Genomic DNA, 23,641 nt, shown 5'->3' with positions numbered 1-23,641 from the left:
AAAGTCCAGCCTTACAAAATGTGCCGAGCCTAAGGCTCTATTAGATTGTGTAAAAGTTCCGTAGGAACGGAATATAGTGTAGCAACGGATTTTAATCCGTTGAATTATGAGCGTGGTTAATCAAAAAAACAAAAAAACAAATGCAAAGACCATCATTCTCCATATACGACGCATCGGCAGGTTCAGGTAAAACCTATGCGCTCGTCAAAGAATACCTGAAAATTATTCTAGTTGCCAAGAAAAATGATGCCTATCGCAACATTCTGGCAATTACGTTTACCAACAAAGCGGTTCACGAAATGAAAAGCAGAATCGTGGGCAATTTATCCGAATTTGCCAAAGACGAACCGAGTCAAAAAGCACAGGATTTAATGCAAGATTTGACGAAAGAAACGGAACTTTCCATCATTCAAATCAAAACCAAATCACAGCAAATCATCAAGCATATTATACATAATTATGCCGCTTTTGATATTTCTACCATCGATAAATTTACACACAAAGTCATTCGGGCGTTTGCTCACGATTTAGGTTTGCCAATGACTTTTGAAGTGACTTTAGATACCGAAAGTTTACTCATCGAAGCCGTTGATGCCATTATTGCTCAAGCGGGTGAAGATGAAACCCTGACTAAATTGCTCATCGATTTCACAATGGAAAAAACCGACGACGACAAATCTTGGGACATTTCGCGTGAAATTCTCGACACTGGTCGTTTGGTCCTCAATGAAAATAATCGGAATGAAATAACCCATTTTCAAGACAAAACCATCGCTGAATTTGTTGAAATAAAAAAGAAACTCGCCGAAGCCTGTAAAGTTTTAGAAAAAGAAAATACCGAATTGGCTGAAACTGCTTTGTTGCTGATTGAAAATAAAGGAATAGACACTAAATCATTTTCTGGAGCCTATTTTCCAAAACATTTAATAAGCATTCAAGAAGGAAAATTTAACCCAAAAAACAAAACGTATCACGAATTCGACGATGTTAAAATCAACAAAACGGCTAAAGATAGTGCTTTAATTGAAAACATTATTCCAGAATTGTTACAGATTCTCGACAAGATCTACAAGAATTTCGAAAAGCGAGATTTCTACAAAGCATTTCTGAAAAATATCACACCATTATCGTTGTTAAATACGGTTAGTAACGAATTAGCCAAAATTCAGGAAGAACAAAAGGTACTTTCCATTTCGGAATTCAATGCCATTATTCATCGCGAAATTCAAAACCAGCCAGCACCTTTTATTTATGAAAGATTGGGCGAACGGTATCGCCATTTTTTCATTGATGAATTTCAGGATACTTCGGAAATGCAATGGCAAAACTTGATTCCGTTGATTGACAATGCCACATCAAGCGAAATTGACGGAGAGAAAGGAACGCTGATGATTGTGGGCGATCCAAAGCAATCCATATACCGTTGGCGTGGCGGAAAAGCAGAGCAATTTATCGAGTTGAGTAAAGAGCATAATCCGTTTAATAATCCAGAAAAAGTTTTAGAACATTTAGATAAAAATTACCGTTCTTATTCGCAAATAATCGAATTCAATAACGAATTTTTTCAATTGATGGCTAACGAATTCGAACACGAAGATTACAAAGATTTATACCAAAATCATAGCCGTCAAAAAACGAATGCAAAAACAGGTGGTTATGTTAATATTTCTTTCATTCCAAAAACAGAAGAAAGCGAATCCGACGAAGCATTAGATAAAACCGAATTGTATTTATTGGCGACTTTAAACACCATTCAAAAAGTAAAACAGCAAGGTTTTGAACTCAAAGATATTGTTATTTTGACACGAAAACGCAGTCACGGAATTGCAGTTGCTAATTATTTGACCGAGCAAGGAATTCCGCTTTTATCCTCGGAAACCTTGATGATTCAAAATGCAACCGAGGTTCGTTTTATTATTTATTTATTAAAATATTTAAAAAATAGTTTCGATTTAGAAGCCAAAGCGCATTTTCTTCATTATGTTGCTGAACACATTCAGGATCAATTGCCAATTCACGATTTCATTGCCCAAGGAATGGACAAAAAACAGGAAACTGAATTCGAAAATTGGTTAACAAATTTCGATATTTCCCTTTCATTTCAAGACATTCGAAAAAAATCGCTGTATGAATCGGTGGAAACGATAATAAATAAATTTCTGAAATCCCAAAACGGTAATGCATACGTTCAGTATTTCCTTGACATTGTTCTGGAACGTGATGTGCGCAACCAAGCAGGAATTTCGGATTTCTTGAATTACTGGGATAAAAATGCCGAGAAATTCAGCATTCCATCTCCCGAAGGCAAAAATGCGGTTCGAATTATGACCATTCATAAGTCGAAGGGGTTGGAATTTCCGGTGGTGATTATGCCTTTTGCCGAAGAAGATTACAGTCGTAGTCCCAAAAATAAATTATGGATTGATACCGAAGTAGATGATTTTGGTTTGCCAAAAGTTTTAGTAGATAATAGCAAAGCGGTGGAAGGTTTTGGAGAAGTAGCCAAAACAGTTTATGTTCAAAAATCACAGGAAGAATTATTGGACAATGTCAATGTATTGTATGTGGCTTTGACTCGTGCCGAAGAACAATTGTATGTGATTTCGAATATGAATTTAGATTCTAAAGGTCTAGCTAGAAAGAATAATATGTCCACTTTTTTTGTAAATTATTTGGATAATAAAGGAGAATTCGAGGAAGAAAAATTAGAATATGAGTTTGGGAATCCAACTAAATTATCTTCTGAAAGTGATAAAACCGAAGAGGTGCAACAGATTCAATCCGTCAATGAAGTTTTGAATCCAAAAAACATCAAAATTGCCCAACGTGAATCGGTAATGTGGGGAACGCATCAACAAGAAGCTATAGAATATGGAAATGTAGTGCACGAGATTTTGTCTTTTGTGAAAACAAAGAGCGATGTTGATTTAGCGATTACAAAAGCTGTCGAAAGTGGGTTAATTACAGTAAATCAAAAAGAACTTGTTTTTAAAACTATTCAGGAAATCGTCAATCATTCTGAATTGTCAAATTATTTTGAAGAAGGGAATGAAGTCTTGAATGAGCAAACGATTATTCAAAAGGAAGGTAAAACCATCAAACCAGATCGAATGGTTTTGGCTAAAAACAAAGAAGTTTATTTGTTAGATTATAAAACCGGAACACATAATCCTAAGTATCAATTGCAATTAGAAAGGTATCAAAACGCCATCGAATTGATGGGATACAAAGTCGTAAAAAAATCTCTTGTATTTATAGGTAAGAATATTAATGTGGTAAATTTGTAAAAACTTATGAAACATAATAAATAAAAAATATGTACGGAAAAATTCAAAAACATTTGCAATCCGAACTTCAAACTATAGAAGATAACGGCCTTTTCAAAAGGGAAAGAATCATTACTTCGCCACAAGGAGCAGAAATTACCGTTAACGGAGAAACGGTTCTGAATTTTTGTGCCAATAATTATCTTGGCCTATCTTCTCATCCAGAAGTGATTCAGGCTGCTAAAGATGCGATGGATTCGCATGGTTTTGGAATGTCATCTGTTCGGTTTATTTGTGGGACACAGGATATTCACAAAACATTGGAAAAAAAGATTTCAGAATTCTATGGAACAGAAGATACTATTTTATATGCTGCGGCTTTTGATGCTAATGGAGGAGTTTTCGAACCATTGTTAAATGAGAGCGACGCGATAATTTCTGATAGTTTGAATCACGCTTCTATTATTGACGGAGTTCGTTTGTGTAAAGCGGCCCGATACCGCTACGAAAACAGCAATATGGAGGATTTGGAACAACAACTAATAAAAGCCAATGAAACTAGAGCTCGTTTTAAATTAATTGTCACCGATGGTGTTTTCTCTATGGACGGTGTTGTTGCGCCATTAGACAAAATTTGCGATTTAGCCGACAAATATGATGCAATGGTTATGGTTGACGAATGTCACGCCGCAGGATTTATTGGAGTAACCGGAAAAGGAACGCTCGAGGCAAAAGGCGTAATGGGGCGAGTTGATATTATCACAGGAACATTAGGAAAGGCGCTTGGCGGAGCAATGGGCGGTTATACTACAGCCAAAAAAGAAATTATTGAATTGTTGCGTCAACGATCCAGACCATATTTGTTTTCGAATTCGCTTGCACCTGCAATTGTTGGAGCGTCAATTAAAGTTTTCGAATTATTAGAAAAAGACACTACGCTTAGAGACAAACTAGAATGGAATACCAATTATTTCAAAGCAGGAATAAAAAAAGCTGGTTTTGATATTATAGATGGTGATTCTGCAATAGTTCCTGTAATGCTATATGATGCAAAATTAGCTCAAGTAATGGCAAATGAACTTTTAAAGAAAGGAATTTATGTGATTGGTTTCTTTTTTCCTGTTGTGCCAAAAGACAAGGCAAGAATTAGAGTGCAATTATCAGCTTCTCATACAAGAGAACACTTAGACATAGCCATTAATGCTTTTGTTCAGGTTGGAACGAGTCTAAATGTCATCTAAATGTTGTTTTTATTGACTTTATATGTATTTTTTTTAACTTTTTATTTTGTAGTTAAAAAATTACGTGTTACTTTTGTTTAAATTTAACTAAATTGTAATTAAACTTAATTAAGTATGAAACATCTTAACAAACTTTTACTTGCTGTAATGATGGTGTTGGCAATGAGCTCTCACGCACAGAATAGCAACAATCCTTGGGCCCTTTCGTTCGGGGTAAATGCAGTTGACACACGGGCAAGTGCTGGTGGAGGAAAAAACTTTTTAGATTCTCACGCTTCTCAGGCATTCAATGTAAGCGAAAACTGGAATATTCTTCCTTCGGTATCTTATCTTAGCTTAGCTAAATCAGTAGGAAACAATTTCTCTGTTGGAATTCAGGGGTCTATCAACAAAATCGATAAGTTTGTTGTTTTTGATCCTTCAAATCCAAATCATAGTTCTACTGGTTATGTGGTAACAAATCCAGGTGATTTAATGTATTATGCTGTTGATGCTAATGTAAGATATAGCTTTATGTCTTTGATAAAATCTAAAGTAATTGATCCTTCATTAAGTTTAGGTGGAGGTTACACTTGGCTAGGAGATAATAGTTTTGGAACTGTAAACCCTGGAGCAGGATTAACTTTCTGGTTCTCTGAAAATGTTGGTTTGCAATTAGCAACTGTATATAAAGTATCTCAAGGACTTGGTGCTGAACGTAGTTTATCTACAGATGATTACACTCCTGATTCTCCCTCTCATTTTCAACATTCACTAGGCATTACTTTCCAATTTGGAGGTAAAGATACTGACGGAGATGGAATTTATGACAAAGATGATGCTTGTCCAGAAGTTGCTGGTTTAAAACAATTCAACGGTTGTCCTGATACAGACGGAGATGGAATAATCGACGGAAGTGATGCTTGTCCAGATGTTTTTGGTTTAGCTGCTTTAAACGGTTGTCCTGACACAGACGGAGATGGAATTGCTGATAAGGATGATGCCTGTCCTGAAGTTGCTGGCTTAGCTGCTTTCCAAGGTTGTCCTGATACTGACGGAGATGGTTTAGCTGATAAAGATGACAAATGTCCTACTGTAGCTGGTCCTAAATCTAATGGTGGTTGTCCAGTATTGGACGCTGATAAAGATGGTGTTCCAGATTTAGAAGATGATTGCCCTACTGTAGCTGGTCCTGCAAGTAACAAAGGATGTCCTGAAGTAACTCCAGAAGCTATCGAAAGCCTTAAAATTCAAGCTAGATCTGTATTCTTTAATTCGGGAAAATCTACTTTCAAAGTAGGTGATGCTGCAACAATAGCTAGTCTAGATGCTATGAGAGAAATCCTTAGAAACTATCCAAACGCAAAATTCAGCATTGAAGGTCATACAGATAGCGATGGTTCTAATGCATTCAACCAAAAACTTTCTGAAGACAGAGCAAATTCTGTTAGAAATGCCTTGATTGAAAAAGGAGTAAAAGCTGATAATTTGACTGCTGTAGGTTTTGGCGAATCTAAACCAGTTGCTTCCAACAAAACTAAAGCTGGTAAAGCTCAAAATAGAAGAACTGAAGTGAAACACGTAGGTTCTATATACGAAGGTAAATTGTAATTTACTTTTATAATAATTATAAAAAGCCATTCTTAATTGAATGGCTTTTTTTATATTTATAAAATGACAGACTAACAATAAACAATATTTATGAAACACATCGTTTTTTGATTGTGTTTTTTCAAAAATAAAAATATTATAATTAAGTGCTCTATCTAGTTTTTCAAGTGTAATTTTTATTAAAAATGGTTACATTTTGTTTTTAGAATTATAATAATATACAAAAGGATATATAATTTGTCTAAAAATACATATTATTGCAAATTAAATACTCAGATTTTTATTAAGAAATAGCATTGATTTTGTAACTTTAAACAAGTTATAGTAACTTTTGAATGGCTTAATAGTTTGTGATTCAACAAGAGTTGCAAAAAAATCTATTTAGATTTTCTTCAAAAAAATTATTTGTTTTTCAGTTTAAAAACATATAAATAAAAAATTTAACTAAATTTAACATGAAACATTTTAACATACTTTTACTTGTTGTAATGGCGCTAATGATTGTAAGCTCACACGCACAAAACAGCAACAATCCTTGGGCAGTATCGGCTGGCTTTAATGTAGTTGACACCCAAGCTAGTGTTCCCGGTGGAGAAAAAAGTTGGTTAGACCGACATTTTTCTCACATGTTAAATGTTAATGAAAACTGGAATATTCTGCCCTATGTCTCTTTTCTTAGTATATCTAGATCCGTAGGAAACAATTTTTCTGTTGGAGTTCAAGGTTCTGTAAACAAAATCTCTAAATTTGTTGTTTATGACCCTTTAAATTCTGAAAGTAATTCCAGTGGGTATATAGTATCAAATCCTAGGGATTTAAAGTATTTCGGTATTGACTTAAGTGTTAAATATAGTTTTATGGTTTTGATAGATTCTAAAACAATTGACCCTTCATTGAGTCTTGGGGGCGGTTACACAAATTTGGGTGATAGTAGTTTTAGTACTTTTAATCCAGGTGCTGGTTTAACTTTTTGGTTTAATAAAAAAGTAGGTCTATCTTTAGCAACAACGTATAAAAAATCTTTTGGTGATAGAAATGTTTTTGGAGATTCTTATACCCCAGACTCTCCTTCTCATTTCCAACATTCTGCTGGTATTACCTACCAATTTGGAGGTAAAGATACTGACGCTGACGGAATTTACGACAAATACGATGCTTGTCCAGAAGTTGTTGGTTTAATACAATTTAATGGTTGTCCCGATTCAGACGGAGATGGAATCATCAACGGAAGTGACGCATGTCCTGATGCATTTGGTATAGCTGCTTTAAACGGATGTCCTGACATTGATGAAGATGGTATTGCGGATAAAGATGACGCGTGTCCATATGACGCTGGCTTTCCTGCTTTAAAAGGATGTCCTGATACTGATGGAGATGGCATAATAGATCCTGATGATAGATGCCCTAGAATACCTGGCCCAGCATCAAATAACGGGTGTCCAGTAAATTAGAAACTAAAAAAGCGGGTGTTCTAAATTTAGACACATAGATTTTATGCGAAAGTAAATAGTAATTTAATTTCGCATAAATAATTTTAAAAAGCCATTCTTAATTGAATGGCTTTTTTTATATTTATAAAATGGTTGACACTTCATTTTTAGATAAAATTGCACAGGTTTTAATTACCAATTATTCTGGAAAACTTTCCAATACAATTGTGGTTTTGCCAAACAAGAGAGCCAAAATATTTTTGATAGAAGCTTTAAATAAGCAAATCTCAACTAATATTTTATCTCCGGAGATTATTAGTATTGAGGAATTTATTCAGGATATTGCGAGTATTCGTGCTATTGATCCAATAGAGTTGCTGTTCGAATTTTACGAAGTTTACTTGTCTATTACCGAAAAACCGAATCAACAATCCTTTGAGCTTTTTGCCAATTGGGCCAAAACATTACTACAAGATTTTAACGAAATTGATCGTTATTTATTAGATCCGTCTCACGTTCTTTCGTATTTAAAAGATATTGAAGACATCAAGAAATGGGGAATTGACGTCGAAAACAAAACGCAATTGCTGGAAAACTACATTGATTTCTGGAAATTACTACCCAATTACTACCAATCACTTTACAATCATTTGCTGAACAAAGGAATTGGTTATCAAGGATTAATTTATCGTGAAGCGGTTAATAATATCAATCATTTTTCAAATTCTATAAAAGAAAAACAATTCATTTTTGCAGGTTTCAATGCCTTGAATGCCGCCGAAGAACGAATCATTCAACATTTGATGGCTTCAGATCAGGCTGCGATATATTGGGACGTAGATCAAGCCTTTCTGAATGATCCCTATCACGATGCGGGATTGTTTGTAAGACGTTTCAAATCGAGTTGGAAACAGTATAAATCCAATCCTTTCGAATGGATTGTGGATGATTTTTCGCAGTCGAAAAATATTCAAGTTATTGGTACTCCCAAAAGTATTGGTCAAGCCAAAATTACAGGAAGTATTATTGAAAATATCATCAATGATAATCCAAATACAACATTAGATAAAGTTGCCGTTGTGTTAGGAGAAGAAAATTTATTAGTCCCACTTCTATATTCTTTGCCATCAACTGTTGGTGCTTTAAATATCACGATGGGTTATTCGAGTAAGAACAATCCAGCGCAGATTTTAATAGCCAAATTATTCAAAATGCACACGAATGCTTTGTCTCGAAATGCCAAAAATTATGTCCTGTATTACAAAGACGTTTTGGATATTCTGACGCATCCTTTGGTGGAACCTTATGCGAAAACGGGTGCACTAGTTAACGTCATAAATCAAAATAATTACACGTTTATCACCCATCAAAAATTGATGGAATTAAATCCAAATCCAAGTGATTTGTTTCTTCTACTATTCAAAAAATGGGAAAATGGTTCGATGACAGTTTTAGAAACCATTTCGAGTTTGTTGCAAACCATAAAAACAAATTTGAGTAACGACAATGAAGAGGAAAAAATCACCAAAGCCTTTGTTTATGCGATTTTCAAAACCATCAACAAACTGATTAATTACTATTCACAGCATTCGCATATCGATAAAATCGAAACACTTTATGCGATTTACAAACAAGTAATTGATCTAGCCGAAGTCTCTTTCGAAGGGGAACCCTTGAATGGTTTACAGATTATGGGCGTATTGGAAAGTCGTGTTTTGGATTTTGAAACTGTAATTGTCACTTCAATGAATGAAGGGAAATTTCCAGCAGGGAAGTCGATGAATTCCTTCATTCCGTATGATGTTAAAAGGGAATTGGGGTTGCCTACTTTCAAGGAAAAAGATGCGATTTACACCTATCACTTCTATCATTTGTTGCAACGTGCCAAGAATATTTATTTGATTTATAACACCGAAAGTGAAGGTTTGGATGCTGGCGAAAAAAGCCGATTCATCACTCAATTGGAAGTGGAGAAACAACCAAAACACACGCTAACTCACGAAATTTATAATGCTGTTTTGCCCGAAACGGCTTATCAACCGATTGTAGTTCCAAAGTCGGAATCGGTGATGATTCGTTTGAAAGAAATTGCTGAAAAGGGATTTTCTCCATCGGCCTTGACGAGTTATATTCGAAATCCAATTGATTTTTATTTCCAAAAGATTTTACGCATTAGCGAAGTCGAAGAAGTCGAAGAAAACATCGCTTTGAATACTTTGGGAACTATAATTCACGAAACGTTGGAGGCTTTATACACGCCTTTTATTGGAAAATTTTTGTCGGAAAATGACATTTTAGGTTGTTTCAAATTATTGGATGCCGAAGTATTGAAGCAATTCAAATTGGTTTATAAAGAAGGGGAAATCAAAAAAGGAAGAAATCTGCTGGCTTTTGAAGTCGCCAAACGCAATGTTTCTAATTTTCTAAAATTTGAACAGGAAAGCATTAAAGATGGTGATGCAATAAAAATTCTTCATTTAGAAAAAGGGTGCGAAAGAATTTTAGAACATCCAAGTTTGCCGTTTCCGATAAAAATTGCCGGAAAAGTGGATCGAATTGAAGAACGCAACGGTATTATCCGAATCATAGATTATAAAACGGGTAAAGTAGAAAAGCCCAACGTTACCCTAAAATCTTGGAAAGGTTTAACCGAAGAAATCAAAAACGATAAAATTATTCAGGTTTTGGCATACGCTTTTATGTATGAAAACGAAGCACGCGGCAAACCTATTGAAGCTGGAATTATTTCGTTCAAGAATTTAAAATCAGGTTTTTTGCCTTTTAGTTTTAAAGAGGGAAAAGAAGAAAACACAACTATTGATACAGCAATTTTGAATGAATATTTAGAACAAATGGTTTTGTTGTTGAATGAAATTTTGGACGAGGAAAAACCTTTTGAAGAAAAAGTTTAACCACAAAGTTCACAAAGAGAATTTAAATACTTTTGAAAAACTCCAATAAAACGGTTTTCAATTGTTCTCGATTTTCAATATGACTCATATGCCCGTCGGGGAAAGTGACGAGTTTTACAGTGGTGTCTTCAATTTGATCCATAGAATCTTCATAATTCAATACCGGATCTTTTTTGCCAAGAATCAGCATTTTAGGATAAGGGGTCAGATGCAATAAAACTTCACGGTTTTTGCGGATTTTCATTCCTTCGAGCGAAGCTACAACTCCTTGTAAGGGTGTTTTTAAAGCCTCTATTTTTACCTTTTCGATTTCGTCAATTAATCGTTCGCGATTGTTAGGACTAAAAAGATTAGCAATAGAAAGTCTGATAAATGTGGTATAATCTTTCTTCACTGCTTTGATGGCGCGATCTCGATTGGCTTTTCGTTCCTCGCTGTCGGCTTTTGAAGTTGAATTTTGTAAAACCAAACCTTTTACCATTGCAGGATACAATTCGGCGAATGCCAAAGCTACATAACCACCCATTGAATGTCCGACAAAAACCGTTTTTCGGATTCGTAATTTTGATAAAACGGCACGAACTACTTCAGCGTTTTCTTCCATTGAATGGACATAACCCAAACAACCAGATTCGCCGTGACCTAATAAATCTAAGGTTATAACACGGTGTTTTTTGCTCAATTCTGGAACTAAATCCTGCCACATCGTTTGGTTTTCCAGAAAACCGTGAAGCAACACAACGGTATTGCCTTTCCCGGTATCGGAATAGGATATTTTTGTGTTTTTGTAGAGAATTTGATTCATTGCTTGATTTTAAAAACATTAAAAATTGAACCATTAAGAAAATTAAGTTTCATTAAGAGATTCTGCAAATCTTAATTTCCTTAATTTCTTAATGGTTCAAAAAAGTAATACAAAAAAAGATTTAATTATTCATCAAACTCTCAATTTCCTCAATCTCAATTGGGATGTTTCGCATCAAATTAAAAGGTTCGCCAGTTTCTTGAACAACGACATTGTCTTCCAGTCGGATTCCGAAACCTTCGGCAGGAATATAGATTCCGGGTTCTACGGTGAAAACCATATTGGCTTGCATTGGTTCGGTAAGTTTGCCGTAATCGTGAGTGTCTAGTCCCATATGGTGGGAGGTTCCGTGCATAAAATATTTTTTGTAGGCAGGCCATTCTGGGTTTTCGTTTTGCACATCGGCTTTATCGATAAGTCCTAAACCAAGCAATTCCGAGGTCATTAATTTCCCAACTTCAATATGATATTGTTTCCAAAGTGTTCCTGGTGTTAGCATTTTTGTTGCTTCATTTTTTACACGAAGAACAGCATTGTAAACTGCTTTTTGTCTTTCGTTGTAGCGTCCAGAAACGGGAATAGTCCGAGTTAAATCGCTGGAATAATTGGCGTATTCGGCGGCAACATCCAATAAAATTAAATCTCCAGCTTTGCATTGTTGGTTATTTTCGATATAATGCAACACATTGGCACTGTTACCAGAAGCGATAATTGGCGTATAAGCAAACCCTTTGGAGCGATTGCGGATGAATTCGTGAATCAGCTCGGCCTCGATTTCGTATTCCATTACGTTTGGTTTTACAAAAGGAAGCAATCTTCTAAAACCTTTTTCGGTAATATCGCAGGCATTTTGGATTAAATCCAATTCTTCGGCTTCTTTTATGGAACGAATGCGTTGCAAAATAGGATTGCTTTTGGCCACTTGATGCGCTGGATATTTGGCTGCCCACCATTTCACAAAACGAGCTTCGCGGGTTTCCGTTTCCACGGTGGCACGATAATGTTCGTTGGTGTTGATGTAAATCGTATCGGAATACGTCATCATTTCGAACAAAACTTTTTCGAAATCTTGCAACCAATGCACGGTTTTGATTCCTGAAACTTCAAAAGCGCGGTCTTTGGTTAGTTTTTCGCCTTCCCAAATGGCAATGTGTTCGCTGGTTTCTTTGAGGAACAACATTTCACGTTGGTTTTCATAAGGAGCATCAGGGAAAAGTAATAGAATGCTTTCTTCTTGATCCACTCCACTTAAATAGAAAATATCGCGATGTTGCGCAAAAGGCAAAGTGCTGTCAGCAGAAACGGGATAAATGTCGTTGGAGTTGAAAATCGCGACACTATTTGGTTTCATTTGAGCCGTGAATTTGGCGCGATTTTTTATATAAAGTTGTCGGTCGATTTGATGGTATTTCATTTGTAGATATTTATTGTTTTTTATCGTTCATTTGTAATTGCTTCGTCTATTCGCAAAGCTCGGGTCGCATATCTTCATTGGTGCTTACGACCAATTTTGGAGTCTGCTCATTTCATAAATTTAATTTTTATACATTGAATACTCAAAAGTAGAAACTTTAGAAACAAAAAGGGAAGATTAGCAGGTTTAATTTTTATTTGGTTGATAAAAATATTTTAAAAATGAAAACCATCCTTTTAAACAAACATAAAAAAATAGCCAATCATAAATAATTAAGTAAAAATACGTAGTAAATTACATCAGTACGTTAAAATATTGAGTGCCAGAAAGAGTTGTGTTATTAATTAAATAATTAACAGTTGATTAATTATAAATAAGCAGATAAAGGTTGTTATTAAGCTGAAATTACTTTATTTTTGCTTAAATTTTTATAAATTATATTCAAATTACTTATGGCAAAATCTGCAATATTGAAGTCGTCAATTGCTAAAAAAGTGGCAATGGCGCTTTCAGGACTTTTTTTGATTTCGTTTCTATCGCTTCACTTTTTTATTAATATGGTTTCCGTGTTTAGCGCCGATTCTTTTAATGCGATGTCACATTTTATGGGTTACAATCCTTTAATCCAATTTGTAATGCAACCAGTTTTAATTGCTGGAGTTGTTTTTCACTTCGTTATGGGGTTTGTTTTAGAGTTGAAAAACAGAAACGCCAGACCTATTAGTTACGTAAAATATAATGGAGCAGCAAATGCTTCTTGGGCTTCAAGAAACATGATTATTTCTGGAGTGGTAGTGTTGGCTTTTTTAGGCTTGCATATGTATGATTTTTGGTTTGCTGAAATGAATTATAAATATATTGCTGTAAATACCATTAATGAAACAAGATATTATGAAGAATTAGTTCATAAATTTGAAAGTCCAGTTCGTACAGGTTTATATTGTATTGCGTTTGTGCTTTTGTCATTACACTTGTGGCACGGTTTCAATTCTTCATTTCAATCTGTTGGATTTGCTAATAAATACGCAAAAGCGCTGCACAAATTGGGATATGCTTTTGCAATAGTAATTCCTTTTGGATTTATTTTTATTGCTTTATTTCATCATTTTAATCATATTTAATATTTAATTATAATGGCATTAGACTCAAAAGTTCCTAGTGGTTCAATTTCGGACAAATGGACAAATTATAAAGATCATATTAATTTAGTAAATCCAGCTAACAAACGTAATATCGATATTATCGTAGTGGGAACTGGACTTGCTGGAGGTTCTGCTGCTGCAACTTTGGCAGAATTAGGGTATAACGTAAAAACATTTTGTTTTCAAGATTCACCACGTCGTGCGCACTCAATTGCAGCACAAGGGGGAATCAATGCAGCAAAAAATTATCAAGGAGACGGAGATTCTACTTTCCGTTTGTTTTACGATACTATAAAAGGAGGCGATTATCGTTCACGCGAAGCAAACGTTCATCGTTTGGCAGAAGTTTCGACTAATATTATTGATCAATGCGTAATGCAAGGCGTTCCGTTGGCTAGAGAATATGGTGGATTATTGGACAATCGTTCTTTTGGAGGAACTTTGGTAGCCAGAACATTTTATGCCAAAGGTCAAACAGGACAACAATTATTATTAGGTGCTTATTCTGCAATGAATCGCCAAATAGGTCGTGGAAAAATAAAACCTCATAACCGTCACGAAATGCTGGATTTAGTAGTGGTAGATGGAAAAGCTCGTGGAATTATTGCTCGTGATTTAGTTACTGGAGAAATCGAAAGACATTCTGCACACGCTGTAGTTATTGCATCTGGAGGATACGGAAATGTGTTTTTCCTATCTACTTACGCAATGGGAAGTAACGCTACTGCTGCTTGGAAAATACATAAAAAAGGAGCGTTTTTTGCCAATCCTTGTTACACACAAATTCACCCAACTTGTATTCCTGTTTCAGGAGAACACCAATCGAAATTGACTTTGATGTCAGAATCATTGCGTAATGATGGTCGTATTTGGGTTCCAGCAAAACTAGAAGATGCACAAGCAATTCGTGAAGGAAAGAAAAAACCTGCTGATTTATCAGAAGAAGATAGAGATTATTATTTGGAAAGAAGATACCCATCTTTTGGAAATTTAGTTCCTCGTGATGTGGCATCTCGTGCTGCAAAAGAAAGATGTGATGCCGGTTTTGGAGTTAACAAAACAGGCGAAGCTGTTTATTTAGATTTTGCCTCAGCGATTCAACGTTACGGAAAAGAGCAAGCTTATATTAAAGGTTTGGATGCTAATAACACCAAATTAATTATCGATTTAGGAGCAGCTGTTGTTGCTAATAAGTATGGTAATTTGTTTCAAATGTATGAGAAAATTGTTGATGAGGATCCATACAAAACCCCAATGATGATTTACCCAGCGGTGCATTATACTATGGGTGGTACTTGGGTTGATTATAACTTACAAACTACCATTCCTGGTTGTTTCTCTATTGGAGAATCAAATTTTTCAGATCACGGAGCCAATAGATTAGGTGCTTCGGCATTGATGCAAGGTCTAGCCGATGGTTATTTTGTATTGCCTTATACAATTGGTGATTATTTAGCTCCAGATATCAAAACAGGAACCATTTCTACCGATTTACCTGAATTTGTGGAAGCGGAGAAAAAAGTTAAAGACCAAATTGAGAAATTCATAAACAATAACGGAACACATTCTGTTGACTATTTCCACAAGAAATTAGGAAAAATTATGTGGGACAAAGTTGGAATGGCTCGAAATGCAAAAGGATTGACCGAAGCGATCGAAGAAATTGCCGCTTTACGCGAAGAATTTTATAAAGACGTAAAAGTTCCTGGAACAGCAGATAGTTTCAACCAAGAATTAGAAAAAGCAGGTCGTGTTGCCGATTTCCTTGAATTAGGAGAATTGTTTGCAAAAGACGCATTACACCGTAATGAATCTTGTGGAGGACACTTCCGAGAAGAATACCAATCCGAAGATGGTGAAGCGCAACGCGATGATGAAAACTTTGCTTATGTCGCTGCTTGGGAATACAAAGGAAAACCTAGCGATGCGGTTCTACACAAAGAACCATTGGTATTTGAAAACATTAAATTAGTAACTCGTAGTTATAAATAGAAATTAGTCAAAGGTCAAGTGTCTTAAAGTCAAATGACTTTCGGATTTCGACTATAAGACTTTCAAACTAAAAAATATGAAACTTACATTACAAATATGGCGTCAGAAAAATGCCAAAGCAGAAGGAAAAATTGTTGAATATCCTATTGATGGAATCGAGGAAGATATGTCTTTTCTTGAAATGTTGGATGTTCTAAACGAGCAATTAATAAACAAAGGAGATGAACCCGTATCTTTTGACCACGATTGTCGTGAAGGAATTTGTGGTTCTTGTTCTCTTTTTATAAACGGAGAAGCACACGGACCAGACAGAGGAATTCCTACTTGTCAATTGCATATGCGAATGTTCAAAGATGGCGACACTATATTTATCGAACCATTTAGAGCAGCTGCTTTTCCAGTTATTAAAGATTTAGTGGTTGATAGAAGTGCTTTTGACAGAATTCAACACGCAGGTGGATTTGTATCGGTAAACACTTCTGGAAATCCAGTAGACGCCAATACAATTCCAATTCCAAAACACGATGCCGACAGAGCTTTTGATGCAGCAACTTGTATTGGTTGTGGCGCTTGTGTAGCCACTTGCAAAAACTCATCGGCGATGTTATTTGTAGCCGCCAAAGTATCTCAATACGCTTTGTTGCCACAAGGAAGAGTAGAAGCTACGGACCGAGTTTTGAATATGGTAGCCCAAATGGATGCTGAAGGTTTTGGGAACTGTACCAATACTGGAGCTTGTGAAGTAGAATGTCCTAAAGGAATTTCGTTAGATTATATCGCTCAAATGAACAGAGAATATTTATCGGCAAGTATCAAAGGGTAATAAATTAGTCTCAAAGGCGAATGTCAAAAGTCTTAAAGACAAAAACTAAATATTTTAAAAACGCATTCATTTATTTGGATGCGTTTTTTATTATAATCAAAATTTTAAAATCAGTATTAATCCGTTCCGTCCGTGTCATCTGTGTGCCAAATTTTAGTATTTTTATATAATGAAAATCGCCTTAATTCAATCCTCACTCATTTGGGAAAACCCAAAAGCCAATCGAAATCATTTCGAAGAAAAAATCAATGCTATTACTGCAAAAGTAGATTTGATTGTATTGCCAGAAATGTTCTCGACGGGATTCACAATGAATCCAAAAAGTCTTGCCGAAACAATGCAAGGCGAAACCATTTCGTGGCTACAATCTTTGGCGAAAGATAGTAATAGTGCAATTACAGGAAGTTTAATTGTCAAAGAAAATAATAATTTCTACAATAGATTAGTTTTTGTTTTTCCGTCGGGAGAAATCCAATTTTATAACAAACGACATTTATTTACCCTTGCCGGTGAAGACAAAGTTTATGCTTCAGGTCAAGAAAAATTGATTGTAGAGTATGTAGGATGGAAGATTTGTCCACTAGTATGCTATGATTTGCGTTTTCCAGTTTTTGCTCGAAACGTTGAAGATTACGACTTGTTGCTTTATGTTGCCAATTGGCCAAAACCTCGCATCAATGCCTGGGATATTTTACTCAAAGCACGATCAGTCGAGAATATGTGTTATACTATTGGCGTGAATAGAATAGGTTTTGACGACAACAATTTCGAATATGTTGGGCATTCGCAAGCGGTTGATTTTCTAGGAAATTATATTCTTGAACCTCAAAAAACCGAAGGCGTTTTCATAGTAGAGTTAAACAAGGAAAAACTACTTGAAACCAGAATAAAGTTAGGATTCCTTAACGATAGAGATACTTTCGAACTAAAAACCTGAATTGGTACTAAGTTAGCCAATACATTTCCTCTTGCAACATTAGCACACAGATAAGATTTAACACATAAGTCATTTAAGTACTTAATGCCTAATTAATTTTTTACCATATAAGGCATTCAAGGTCAATTAAGTTTAAGAAATCAGAGAAAATCCGTTCCATCCGTGTCATCTGCGTGCCATTGTTTCTTTGCCTGTCGCAAAGCGGACATACATCTTATAAACCTCAGAGATACTTTCGAACTAAAACCCTGAACTAGATTTTTTCTTTTTCTCCACTTTCTTTTTGGGTTCTGGTGTGTAAGGAATACTCAAATCAAAAACTTGTTCTATATCCCAATTGGCACGAACTGGTATTTCTTTCGAAAAATAAATCACTTCCTCAGCTTGGCGTTTTTCCAAGAAGTTTCCGGTATCCCAAATTGCGTTTTTATTATCGTCATAAATCGCTCTAAGCGAAAAAAGAGAAGGATCAATAAAACTAAATTCAACTTTTGTTTTGCTTTCGCAATATTCTGTGGCAACGACATCTCCAGCGTTATTCGTAAGTTGAACTAGCACAGGGAACCGTTTTACGTTTTGTAAACTCACTTTCAGATTACCATACTCTTCTATACTTTTGGTATTCAATTTAAAAGTAATATTTATATTGGATTGTTCTAAATAATCCGTCAATGCACCCGGCATAATTATAAAAGTGTAGTTTTCTGACAGTTCCTTTTTAAAATCAAATACTATTTGTTGGTTAAAATCATCATATTTTGTAGTGAAAGCCACAGCAACAGAATCTTTATTAATTAGTTTTATTTTAGAAGCATCCATTTTTGTTATTGGAGTGGCACTTTCTAAAACAAATGAATCTCTAAAACTATTTGAACTCTTTTGTACTGTTGTGATATTTAAACTGTCTTTTTTCTGTTCTTTAATTTTAAAAGTGAAATTCTTGCTGTATTTTCCTTTCGAAACTGCCATTGAAAGTGAATCCACTTTCAAAGGTTTAAACCAAATCTGAAGCGAATCCTTTTTGGGGAATTTGGTGATGATTATCGGCAAATCAATTTCATTATTTTTAACTTTCAATTTCATTTCATCGGTTTTTCCTTCATACGGAAAAATCAATCTGTTTCCTGATGCTTGAATAGGTTTAAATGCTTTAAAGGGCAACACTTCTTTGAATAATTTTAACTCATAAGTAGTGTCGTTCGGGATGGTAATAAATTCTTTTTTAAACGCAATTTTGTCCTTATTGGGATTAAATTTATTATTAGAACCATAATCTTTCATCGCTACAAGTAGATATTTTCCCGCCTTTAAATTATCTAATTTAAAGGTTTTCAAACTGTCTAAAGTGTTAGTGATATATCTTGGAGATTCTTTGTAAACAACAGAATCATTGTATTTGTCATTTACCTCATAAAGCATAACCGAAACAAAAGACTCCACCTCTTTCTCATACCCATCTTTCACAGTACCTGAAATCGATAACGAATCGATAATAGCACCAGTAGAAAACACATATTTAAACTGACTCAAAGGATTTCCCTCGTTGTTATCCTCAATGCTTTGACCAAAATTGAAACTATAAGTCGTGTTGGGTTGTAAAGTATCGTTTATTTTTATGGTAATAAATTTAGCCACACTTGTAGGTGAAATTAAGGGTTCGTTCTTCATTGGTGGCGAAATAATCAATTGCTTTTTCAAGTCTTTGAGCTTGATAAATTCGTCAAAAGTCAATTTAATTTCAGTTCCTTTAAATTCGGTGCTAAAGTTTTTGGGATAACTTGATTTCAAAATAGGCGCAAGCGTGTCTTTTAAACCGCCTGTAATACTGCCTCTTTTGGCACAACTTGCCATTATTAAAACTAGCAAAAACAGAAAATATTTAGAGTTGTTTTTCAACATAAGGAATCAGAGTTTAGAAGTTACAAAATAACAATTATATTCGCTGTAAACGAAATGTTTTAATTTTTTATTGGGAGTCAAATCCAGTTGGGTTGAAAATAGTAAAACTCAAGAAAATTTCTTTCTTTTAATTAAAAAAAACAAATTATTTACTACTTACAAAAACTGAAAATTTCTTATATTTTTGAAATTATTTTTAAATTGTCACTATAATGAGACGCTAATTTGGAACTAAGTCAAGTTATATATTTACCCTCGTTAAGTAGCCGAGGGGAAACATTGATCTTTTATCATCTTTTATCCAAAAACGATGTGAATGGCAATAATTTTATTAACATAAACACACAATAACCATTTGATGTAAGATATTTATTTTATATATTTGAGTGAAATTTAACACGACTTTGTTTATATAAATATATTTCAAATTAATTCTGAAAATCATTAAAAGAGGAACGCATTTCTCCCATTAAACAATTAAAAAATGTCAAAAAAACTACTATTATTTATTATAACGATTTTATCTCTAGAAGGATATTCACAAATCACTTTTGAAAAGGGATATATTATTGATAATTCTAATCAAAAAATAGAATGCCTAATTAAAAATATTGATTGGATTTTCAACCCTGTAAATTTAGAATATAAAATATCTGAAGAGAGTGAACCTATATCTGCAGATATAAAACTCATTAAAGAATTTGAAATTTTTAAAAATAGTAAATTTATACGAAAGACAGTGAAAATAGATTTATCTAATGAAAACATCTCAAATTTAAGTATTAATAAAAACCCAGAATTTGTCGAGAAAACACTTTTTTTAAGAGTGTTAATTGAGGGTGTTTCCAATTTATATCAATATGAAAGTAATGGTTTGTCAAGGTTTTTTTACACAAAAAATAATTCAGAACAGGTTGAACAATTGATTTACAAAAACTTCTTTGTTGCTAATAATACTGTTGCAACAAACAACCAGTTTAAGCAGCAATTATGGATAGACTTAAAGTGTGAATCAATTGAATTGAATACCGTTGAAAAGTTAGAATACAGTAAAAATAGTCTATTGAAATTTTTTAAAAAGTATTACGAATGTACTAATCCAGATTCTTTAATTGTTGAAGAAAAAAAGGAACAAAGAGATTTATTCAATTTTTCAATAAGACCTCGTATTAACAATTCCTCTGTTTCAGTTCAAAATTTAAAAGTTACAACTTCAAAAGTAAATTTCAATAATGAATTAGATTTTGGTTTTGGGGTTGAAGCCGAATTTATATTTCCTTTCAATAAAAACAAATGGACATTTGCGATAGAGCCTACTTATCAAAGTTTTAACTCCGAGGAAACAATAAATTCCGACTATATTGGCGGAACAAAACTAATTGTCAATGTAGATTATAATTCTATTGAAGTTCCATTAAGTTTGCGACATTACTTTTTTTTCAACAAGAATTCAAAGCTATTCATCAATGCTTCTTATGTACTTGATTTTAGTTTCAATTCTTCCATTTTATTCAAATCACCAGACAATTTTATTTATGATGATTTAAAATTAAAATCAAACGGTAATTTTGCAATGGGCATTGGATATAAGTTTGAGGACAAATATAGTATGGAAATGAGATATCAATTTGATAGAGATATATTGCCGATTTCTGAAAGTTATGTTTGGGATGCAAAATATAATGCAATATCTGTAATATTTGGATATACAATATTTTAATTAAGCTTATCCAATCGAGTTTTAGCCAAATTTTTATATAGCTTTTAATTTTGTATGCCAACAACATCAAATTATTTTAGTAGTTTGAGTTTTCCGAAATTTAAAAAATAGGTTTAGCTAGACTTTATATCAAGAATGCGCCATCGCCATACAAACAATACTAATTTTTGCTCCAGGTATTTTCAACAATGCGTGTGAACAAGCTTCTAAAGTCGAACCTGTTGTGAGCACATCGTCAATCAAAAGGAAATGTTTATTGTGGTCTTTTTCAGTAAAAACAACATCAAAAATGCTGTCGATTCCTTCGCTTCTGTTAAGTAAATCTTTCTTGGATTGGGTTTTGGAGTAAATATTTCGAACCAATAGATTTGGATTATATGGGATATTCAAGCCTGTAGAAAGTGTTGTTCCAAAATTAGTCACCTGATTGTAACCCCTTTCTCTAAGTTTCCTTTTGTGCAAAGGAACCGGAATTATTTCATCGACAGATTGTAGGATTGTAATATTTTTCAAATCATCTGAATACCATTCGCCAAGAACATTTCCAATTTGTTCCTGTCCTTTGTACTTCAAGTTGTGAATTAATTCCTGAACAATTCCCTTTTTATGAAAATATAATAATGCCGAAGTGTGTTCGACAGGAATTCGACCATAAAATTTTTTGAAAGCCTCATTCTCCCGATTCAAATGATGATTTGTTAATGGAATATTGTGTCGACAAAGGGTGCAAATTACATTTTCATTCGATACCAGAAACGAATGACAACCAGCACAAACCGGAGGAAAAAAGAGATTGATAATGGTTTTTAACATAAAAACGCCAAATTTTCATAAAAATAGTAAAATCTAGGGTTCAAAATTCAAAAATGTTTCTTTTTTTAAGTTCACTTTTTATATTTTTGCACCACTATGGCAAAACAAGAAGATTTATTTAAGAATGTAATTTCGCACGCAAAGGAATACGGATTTATTTTTCCGTCAAGCGAAATATACGATGGTTTAAGTGCCGTCTATGATTATGCACAAAACGGAGTAGAATTAAAAAAGAACATACGCGAATATTGGTGGAAAGCGATGGTTCAAATGAACGATAACATCGTTGGACTAGATGCGGCAATATTGATGCATCCAACCACTTGGAAAGCTTCGGGTCACGTAGATGCTTTCAACGATCCATTAATTGACAACAAAGATTCTAAAAAAAGATACAGAGCTGACGTTTTGATTGAAGATTATGCTGAAAAGCTAAATCTTAAAGCAAAAAAAGAAATCGAAAAAGCGAAAGCTCGTTTTGGTGATGCTTTCAACGAACAAGAATTTATTACGACCAATGCTAGAGTGGTGGAATATTTGGCTAAAGAAAGAGAAATTCTAGAAAGAATGGCGCGTTCTTTAGGTTCAGGAGATTTGGAAGATGTAAAAGCATTAATCGAAGAATTAGAAATTGCTTGTCCCGATTCAGGTTCTCGTAATTGGACCGAAGTGCGTCAATTCAACTTGATGTTTGGCACCAAATTAGGTGCTTCTGCTGATACGGCAATGGATTTATACTTGCGCCCAGAAACGGCTCAAGGTATTTTCGTTAACTTCTTGAACGTTCAAAAATCAGGAAGAATGAAAGTGCCTTTTGGAATTGCACAAACTGGAAAAGCGTTCAGAAATGAAATCGTGGCCAGACAATTCATTTTTCGTATGCGGGAGTTCGAACAAATGGAAATGCAATTTTTTGTACGTCCAGGCGAAGAAATGCAATGGTACGAACATTGGAAAACCGCACGTTTGAACTGGCATTTATCCTTAGGTTTAGGAAGAGAAAACTACCGTTTTCACGACCACGAAAAATTAGCACACTATGCGAATGCAGCTGCCGATATTGAGTTTAATTTCCCTTTCGGTTTCAAAGAATTAGAAGGAATTCACTCTCGTACTGATTTTGACTTGAAAGCACACGAACAATTTTCGGGTAGAAAATTACAATATTTTGATGCTGAATTGAATCAAAATTACGTTCCTTATGTGGTAGAGACTTCAGTAGGTTTAGATAGAATGTTTTTGGCAGTTTTTGCCACTTCATTAAAAGAAGAAACATTGGAAGACGGTTCAACAAGAACAGTTTTGAAATTACCATCGGTTTTAGCACCAACAAAAGCGGCAATATTCCCTTTAGTTAAAAAAGATGGATTGCCAGAAATAGCACATAAAATAATCGATGATTTGCGTTGGGATTTCAATGTAGCTTATGACGAAAAAGATGCAGTAGGCCGTCGTTATAGAAGACAAGATGCATTGGGAACTCCTTTCTGTATTACAGTCGATCACCAAACTATCGAAGACCAAACGGTTACAATTCGTCACAGAGATACGATGAAACAAGATCGTGTTGCTATCGCTGACTTGAAATCAATTATCGAAAATGAAGTTTCGATGAAAAATTGGTTGATGAAAATGTAATCACATATCATTTATATGA

14 protein-coding genes and 1 pseudogene are annotated in these 23,641 nt (G+C 34.3%); 11 read left to right on the top strand and 4 right to left on the bottom strand.

Translation table 11 applies throughout. The features are described 5' to 3' along the window. The first annotated feature begins 140 nt into the window (after window positions 1–140). The 5 genes and pseudogenes from FNW17_RS01900 (at window position 141) to FNW17_RS01880 (ending at window position 10,439) form a co-directional block, all read left to right on the top strand. Window positions 141–3,287, top strand: coding sequence for a UvrD-helicase domain-containing protein (locus FNW17_RS01900; RefSeq protein ID WP_143391578.1), 3,147 nt, complete (start codon window positions 141–143; stop codon window positions 3,285–3,287). A gap of 29 nt (window positions 3,288–3,316) precedes the next feature. Beyond that, on the top strand, window positions 3,317–4,507 hold the full coding sequence (gene kbl / locus FNW17_RS01895) for a glycine C-acetyltransferase (protein WP_143391577.1): 1,191 nt from the start codon (window positions 3,317–3,319) through the stop codon (window positions 4,505–4,507). A 114-nt stretch (window positions 4,508–4,621) separates the two neighbouring features. Further along, window positions 4,622–6,097, top strand: coding sequence for an OmpA family protein (locus FNW17_RS01890; RefSeq protein ID WP_143391576.1), 1,476 nt, complete (start codon window positions 4,622–4,624; stop codon window positions 6,095–6,097). Window positions 6,098–6,552: 455 nt separating this feature from the next. Beyond that, a pseudogene (locus FNW17_RS01885) lies at window positions 6,553–7,539 on the top strand (thrombospondin type 3 repeat-containing protein); the annotation flags it as partial. A 137-nt stretch (window positions 7,540–7,676) separates the two neighbouring features. Then, on the top strand, window positions 7,677–10,439 hold the full coding sequence (locus FNW17_RS01880; protein WP_143391575.1) for a PD-(D/E)XK nuclease family protein: 2,763 nt from the start codon (window positions 7,677–7,679) through the stop codon (window positions 10,437–10,439). A gap of 22 nt (window positions 10,440–10,461) precedes the next feature. Here FNW17_RS01880 and FNW17_RS01875 read toward each other — a convergent pair whose 3' ends face one another. Both FNW17_RS01875 and FNW17_RS01870 read right to left on the bottom strand, forming a co-directional pair. Beyond that, window positions 10,462–11,244 carry an alpha/beta fold hydrolase gene (locus tag FNW17_RS01875; protein WP_144070744.1) on the bottom strand — a complete coding sequence of 261 codons (783 nt, stop codon included), beginning with the start codon at window positions 11,242–11,244 and terminating at the stop codon, window positions 10,462–10,464. A 121-nt stretch (window positions 11,245–11,365) separates the two neighbouring features. Further along, window positions 11,366–12,658: an aminopeptidase P family protein gene (locus tag FNW17_RS01870; RefSeq protein WP_144070743.1), complete on the bottom strand. Its 1,293-nt coding sequence runs from the start codon at window positions 12,656–12,658 to the stop codon at window positions 11,366–11,368. Window positions 12,659–13,110: 452 nt separating this feature from the next. Here FNW17_RS01870 and FNW17_RS01865 point away from each other — a divergent pair, with 452 nt between their 5' ends. The 4 genes from FNW17_RS01865 (at window position 13,111) to FNW17_RS01850 (ending at window position 17,552) form a co-directional block, all read left to right on the top strand. Then, window positions 13,111–13,779 carry a succinate dehydrogenase cytochrome b subunit gene (locus tag FNW17_RS01865; protein WP_144070742.1) on the top strand — a complete coding sequence of 223 codons (669 nt, stop codon included), beginning with the start codon at window positions 13,111–13,113 and terminating at the stop codon, window positions 13,777–13,779. Window positions 13,780–13,791: 12 nt separating this feature from the next. Beyond that, the gene (locus FNW17_RS01860) at window positions 13,792–15,792 is read left to right on the top strand and encodes a fumarate reductase/succinate dehydrogenase flavoprotein subunit (protein ID WP_143391571.1); all 2,001 of its coding nucleotides are present in this window, start codon (window positions 13,792–13,794) and stop codon (window positions 15,790–15,792) included. A gap of 76 nt (window positions 15,793–15,868) precedes the next feature. Beyond that, the gene (locus FNW17_RS01855) at window positions 15,869–16,615 is read left to right on the top strand and encodes a succinate dehydrogenase/fumarate reductase iron-sulfur subunit (RefSeq protein WP_143391570.1); all 747 of its coding nucleotides are present in this window, start codon (window positions 15,869–15,871) and stop codon (window positions 16,613–16,615) included. A gap of 169 nt (window positions 16,616–16,784) precedes the next feature. Beyond that, entirely contained in the window at window positions 16,785–17,552 is a 768-nt protein-coding gene (locus tag FNW17_RS01850; protein WP_143391569.1) for an amidohydrolase, read from the top strand. Between the two features lie 240 nt (window positions 17,553–17,792). On the opposite strand, the gene FNW17_RS01845 is transcribed toward FNW17_RS01850, so the two are convergent. Next, a complete protein-coding gene (locus FNW17_RS01845) occupies window positions 17,793–19,451 on the bottom strand; it encodes an Ig-like domain-containing protein (RefSeq protein ID WP_143391568.1) in 1,659 nt (552 codons plus the stop codon). A gap of 484 nt (window positions 19,452–19,935) precedes the next feature. Here FNW17_RS01845 and FNW17_RS01840 point away from each other — a divergent pair, with 484 nt between their 5' ends. Then, entirely contained in the window at window positions 19,936–21,171 is a 1,236-nt protein-coding gene (locus FNW17_RS01840) for a porin family protein (RefSeq protein ID WP_143391567.1), read from the top strand. A gap of 129 nt (window positions 21,172–21,300) precedes the next feature. Here the strand turns inward: FNW17_RS01840 and FNW17_RS01835 are convergent, their stop codons facing one another. Continuing rightward, window positions 21,301–21,984, bottom strand: a complete 684-nt coding sequence (locus FNW17_RS01835) for a ComF family protein (protein ID WP_143391566.1) — start codon at window positions 21,982–21,984, stop codon at window positions 21,301–21,303. Between the two features lie 96 nt (window positions 21,985–22,080). Between FNW17_RS01835 and FNW17_RS01830 the strand changes: the two genes are divergently transcribed. Next, window positions 22,081–23,622 carry a glycine--tRNA ligase gene (locus FNW17_RS01830; protein ID WP_143391565.1) on the top strand — a complete coding sequence of 514 codons (1,542 nt, stop codon included), beginning with the start codon at window positions 22,081–22,083 and terminating at the stop codon, window positions 23,620–23,622. Window positions 23,623–23,641 lie beyond the last annotated feature (19 nt).

It is taken from the genome of Flavobacterium franklandianum, assembly GCF_007097365.1.
Taxonomy (GTDB): domain Bacteria; phylum Bacteroidota; class Bacteroidia; order Flavobacteriales; family Flavobacteriaceae; genus Flavobacterium; species Flavobacterium franklandianum.
Note: the sequence above shows the minus strand (reverse complement) of the source record. Positions and strands in the feature narration are given on the sequence as shown.

Coding starts and splice junctions, on each gene's coding strand:
- FNW17_RS01900 (WP_143391578.1), top strand. CDS start 141: ATGCAAAGACCATCATTCTCCATATACGACGCATCGGCAGGTTCAGGT.
- FNW17_RS01840 (WP_143391567.1), top strand. CDS start 19,936: ATGTCAAAAAAACTACTATTATTTATTATAACGATTTTATCTCTAGAA.
- kbl (WP_143391577.1), top strand. CDS start 3,317: ATGTACGGAAAAATTCAAAAACATTTGCAATCCGAACTTCAAACTATA.
- FNW17_RS01860 (WP_143391571.1), top strand. CDS start 13,792: ATGGCATTAGACTCAAAAGTTCCTAGTGGTTCAATTTCGGACAAATGG.
- FNW17_RS01865 (WP_144070742.1), top strand. CDS start 13,111: ATGGCAAAATCTGCAATATTGAAGTCGTCAATTGCTAAAAAAGTGGCA.
- FNW17_RS01835 (WP_143391566.1), bottom strand. CDS start 21,984: ATGTTAAAAACCATTATCAATCTCTTTTTTCCTCCGGTTTGTGCTGGT.
- FNW17_RS01830 (WP_143391565.1), top strand. CDS start 22,081: ATGGCAAAACAAGAAGATTTATTTAAGAATGTAATTTCGCACGCAAAG.
- FNW17_RS01845 (WP_143391568.1), bottom strand. CDS start 19,451: ATGTTGAAAAACAACTCTAAATATTTTCTGTTTTTGCTAGTTTTAATA.
- FNW17_RS01850 (WP_143391569.1), top strand. CDS start 16,785: ATGAAAATCGCCTTAATTCAATCCTCACTCATTTGGGAAAACCCAAAA.
- FNW17_RS01890 (WP_143391576.1), top strand. CDS start 4,622: ATGAAACATCTTAACAAACTTTTACTTGCTGTAATGATGGTGTTGGCA.
- FNW17_RS01875 (WP_144070744.1), bottom strand. CDS start 11,244: ATGAATCAAATTCTCTACAAAAACACAAAAATATCCTATTCCGATACC.
- FNW17_RS01880 (WP_143391575.1), top strand. CDS start 7,677: ATGGTTGACACTTCATTTTTAGATAAAATTGCACAGGTTTTAATTACC.
- FNW17_RS01855 (WP_143391570.1), top strand. CDS start 15,869: ATGAAACTTACATTACAAATATGGCGTCAGAAAAATGCCAAAGCAGAA.
- FNW17_RS01870 (WP_144070743.1), bottom strand. CDS start 12,658: ATGAAATACCATCAAATCGACCGACAACTTTATATAAAAAATCGCGCC.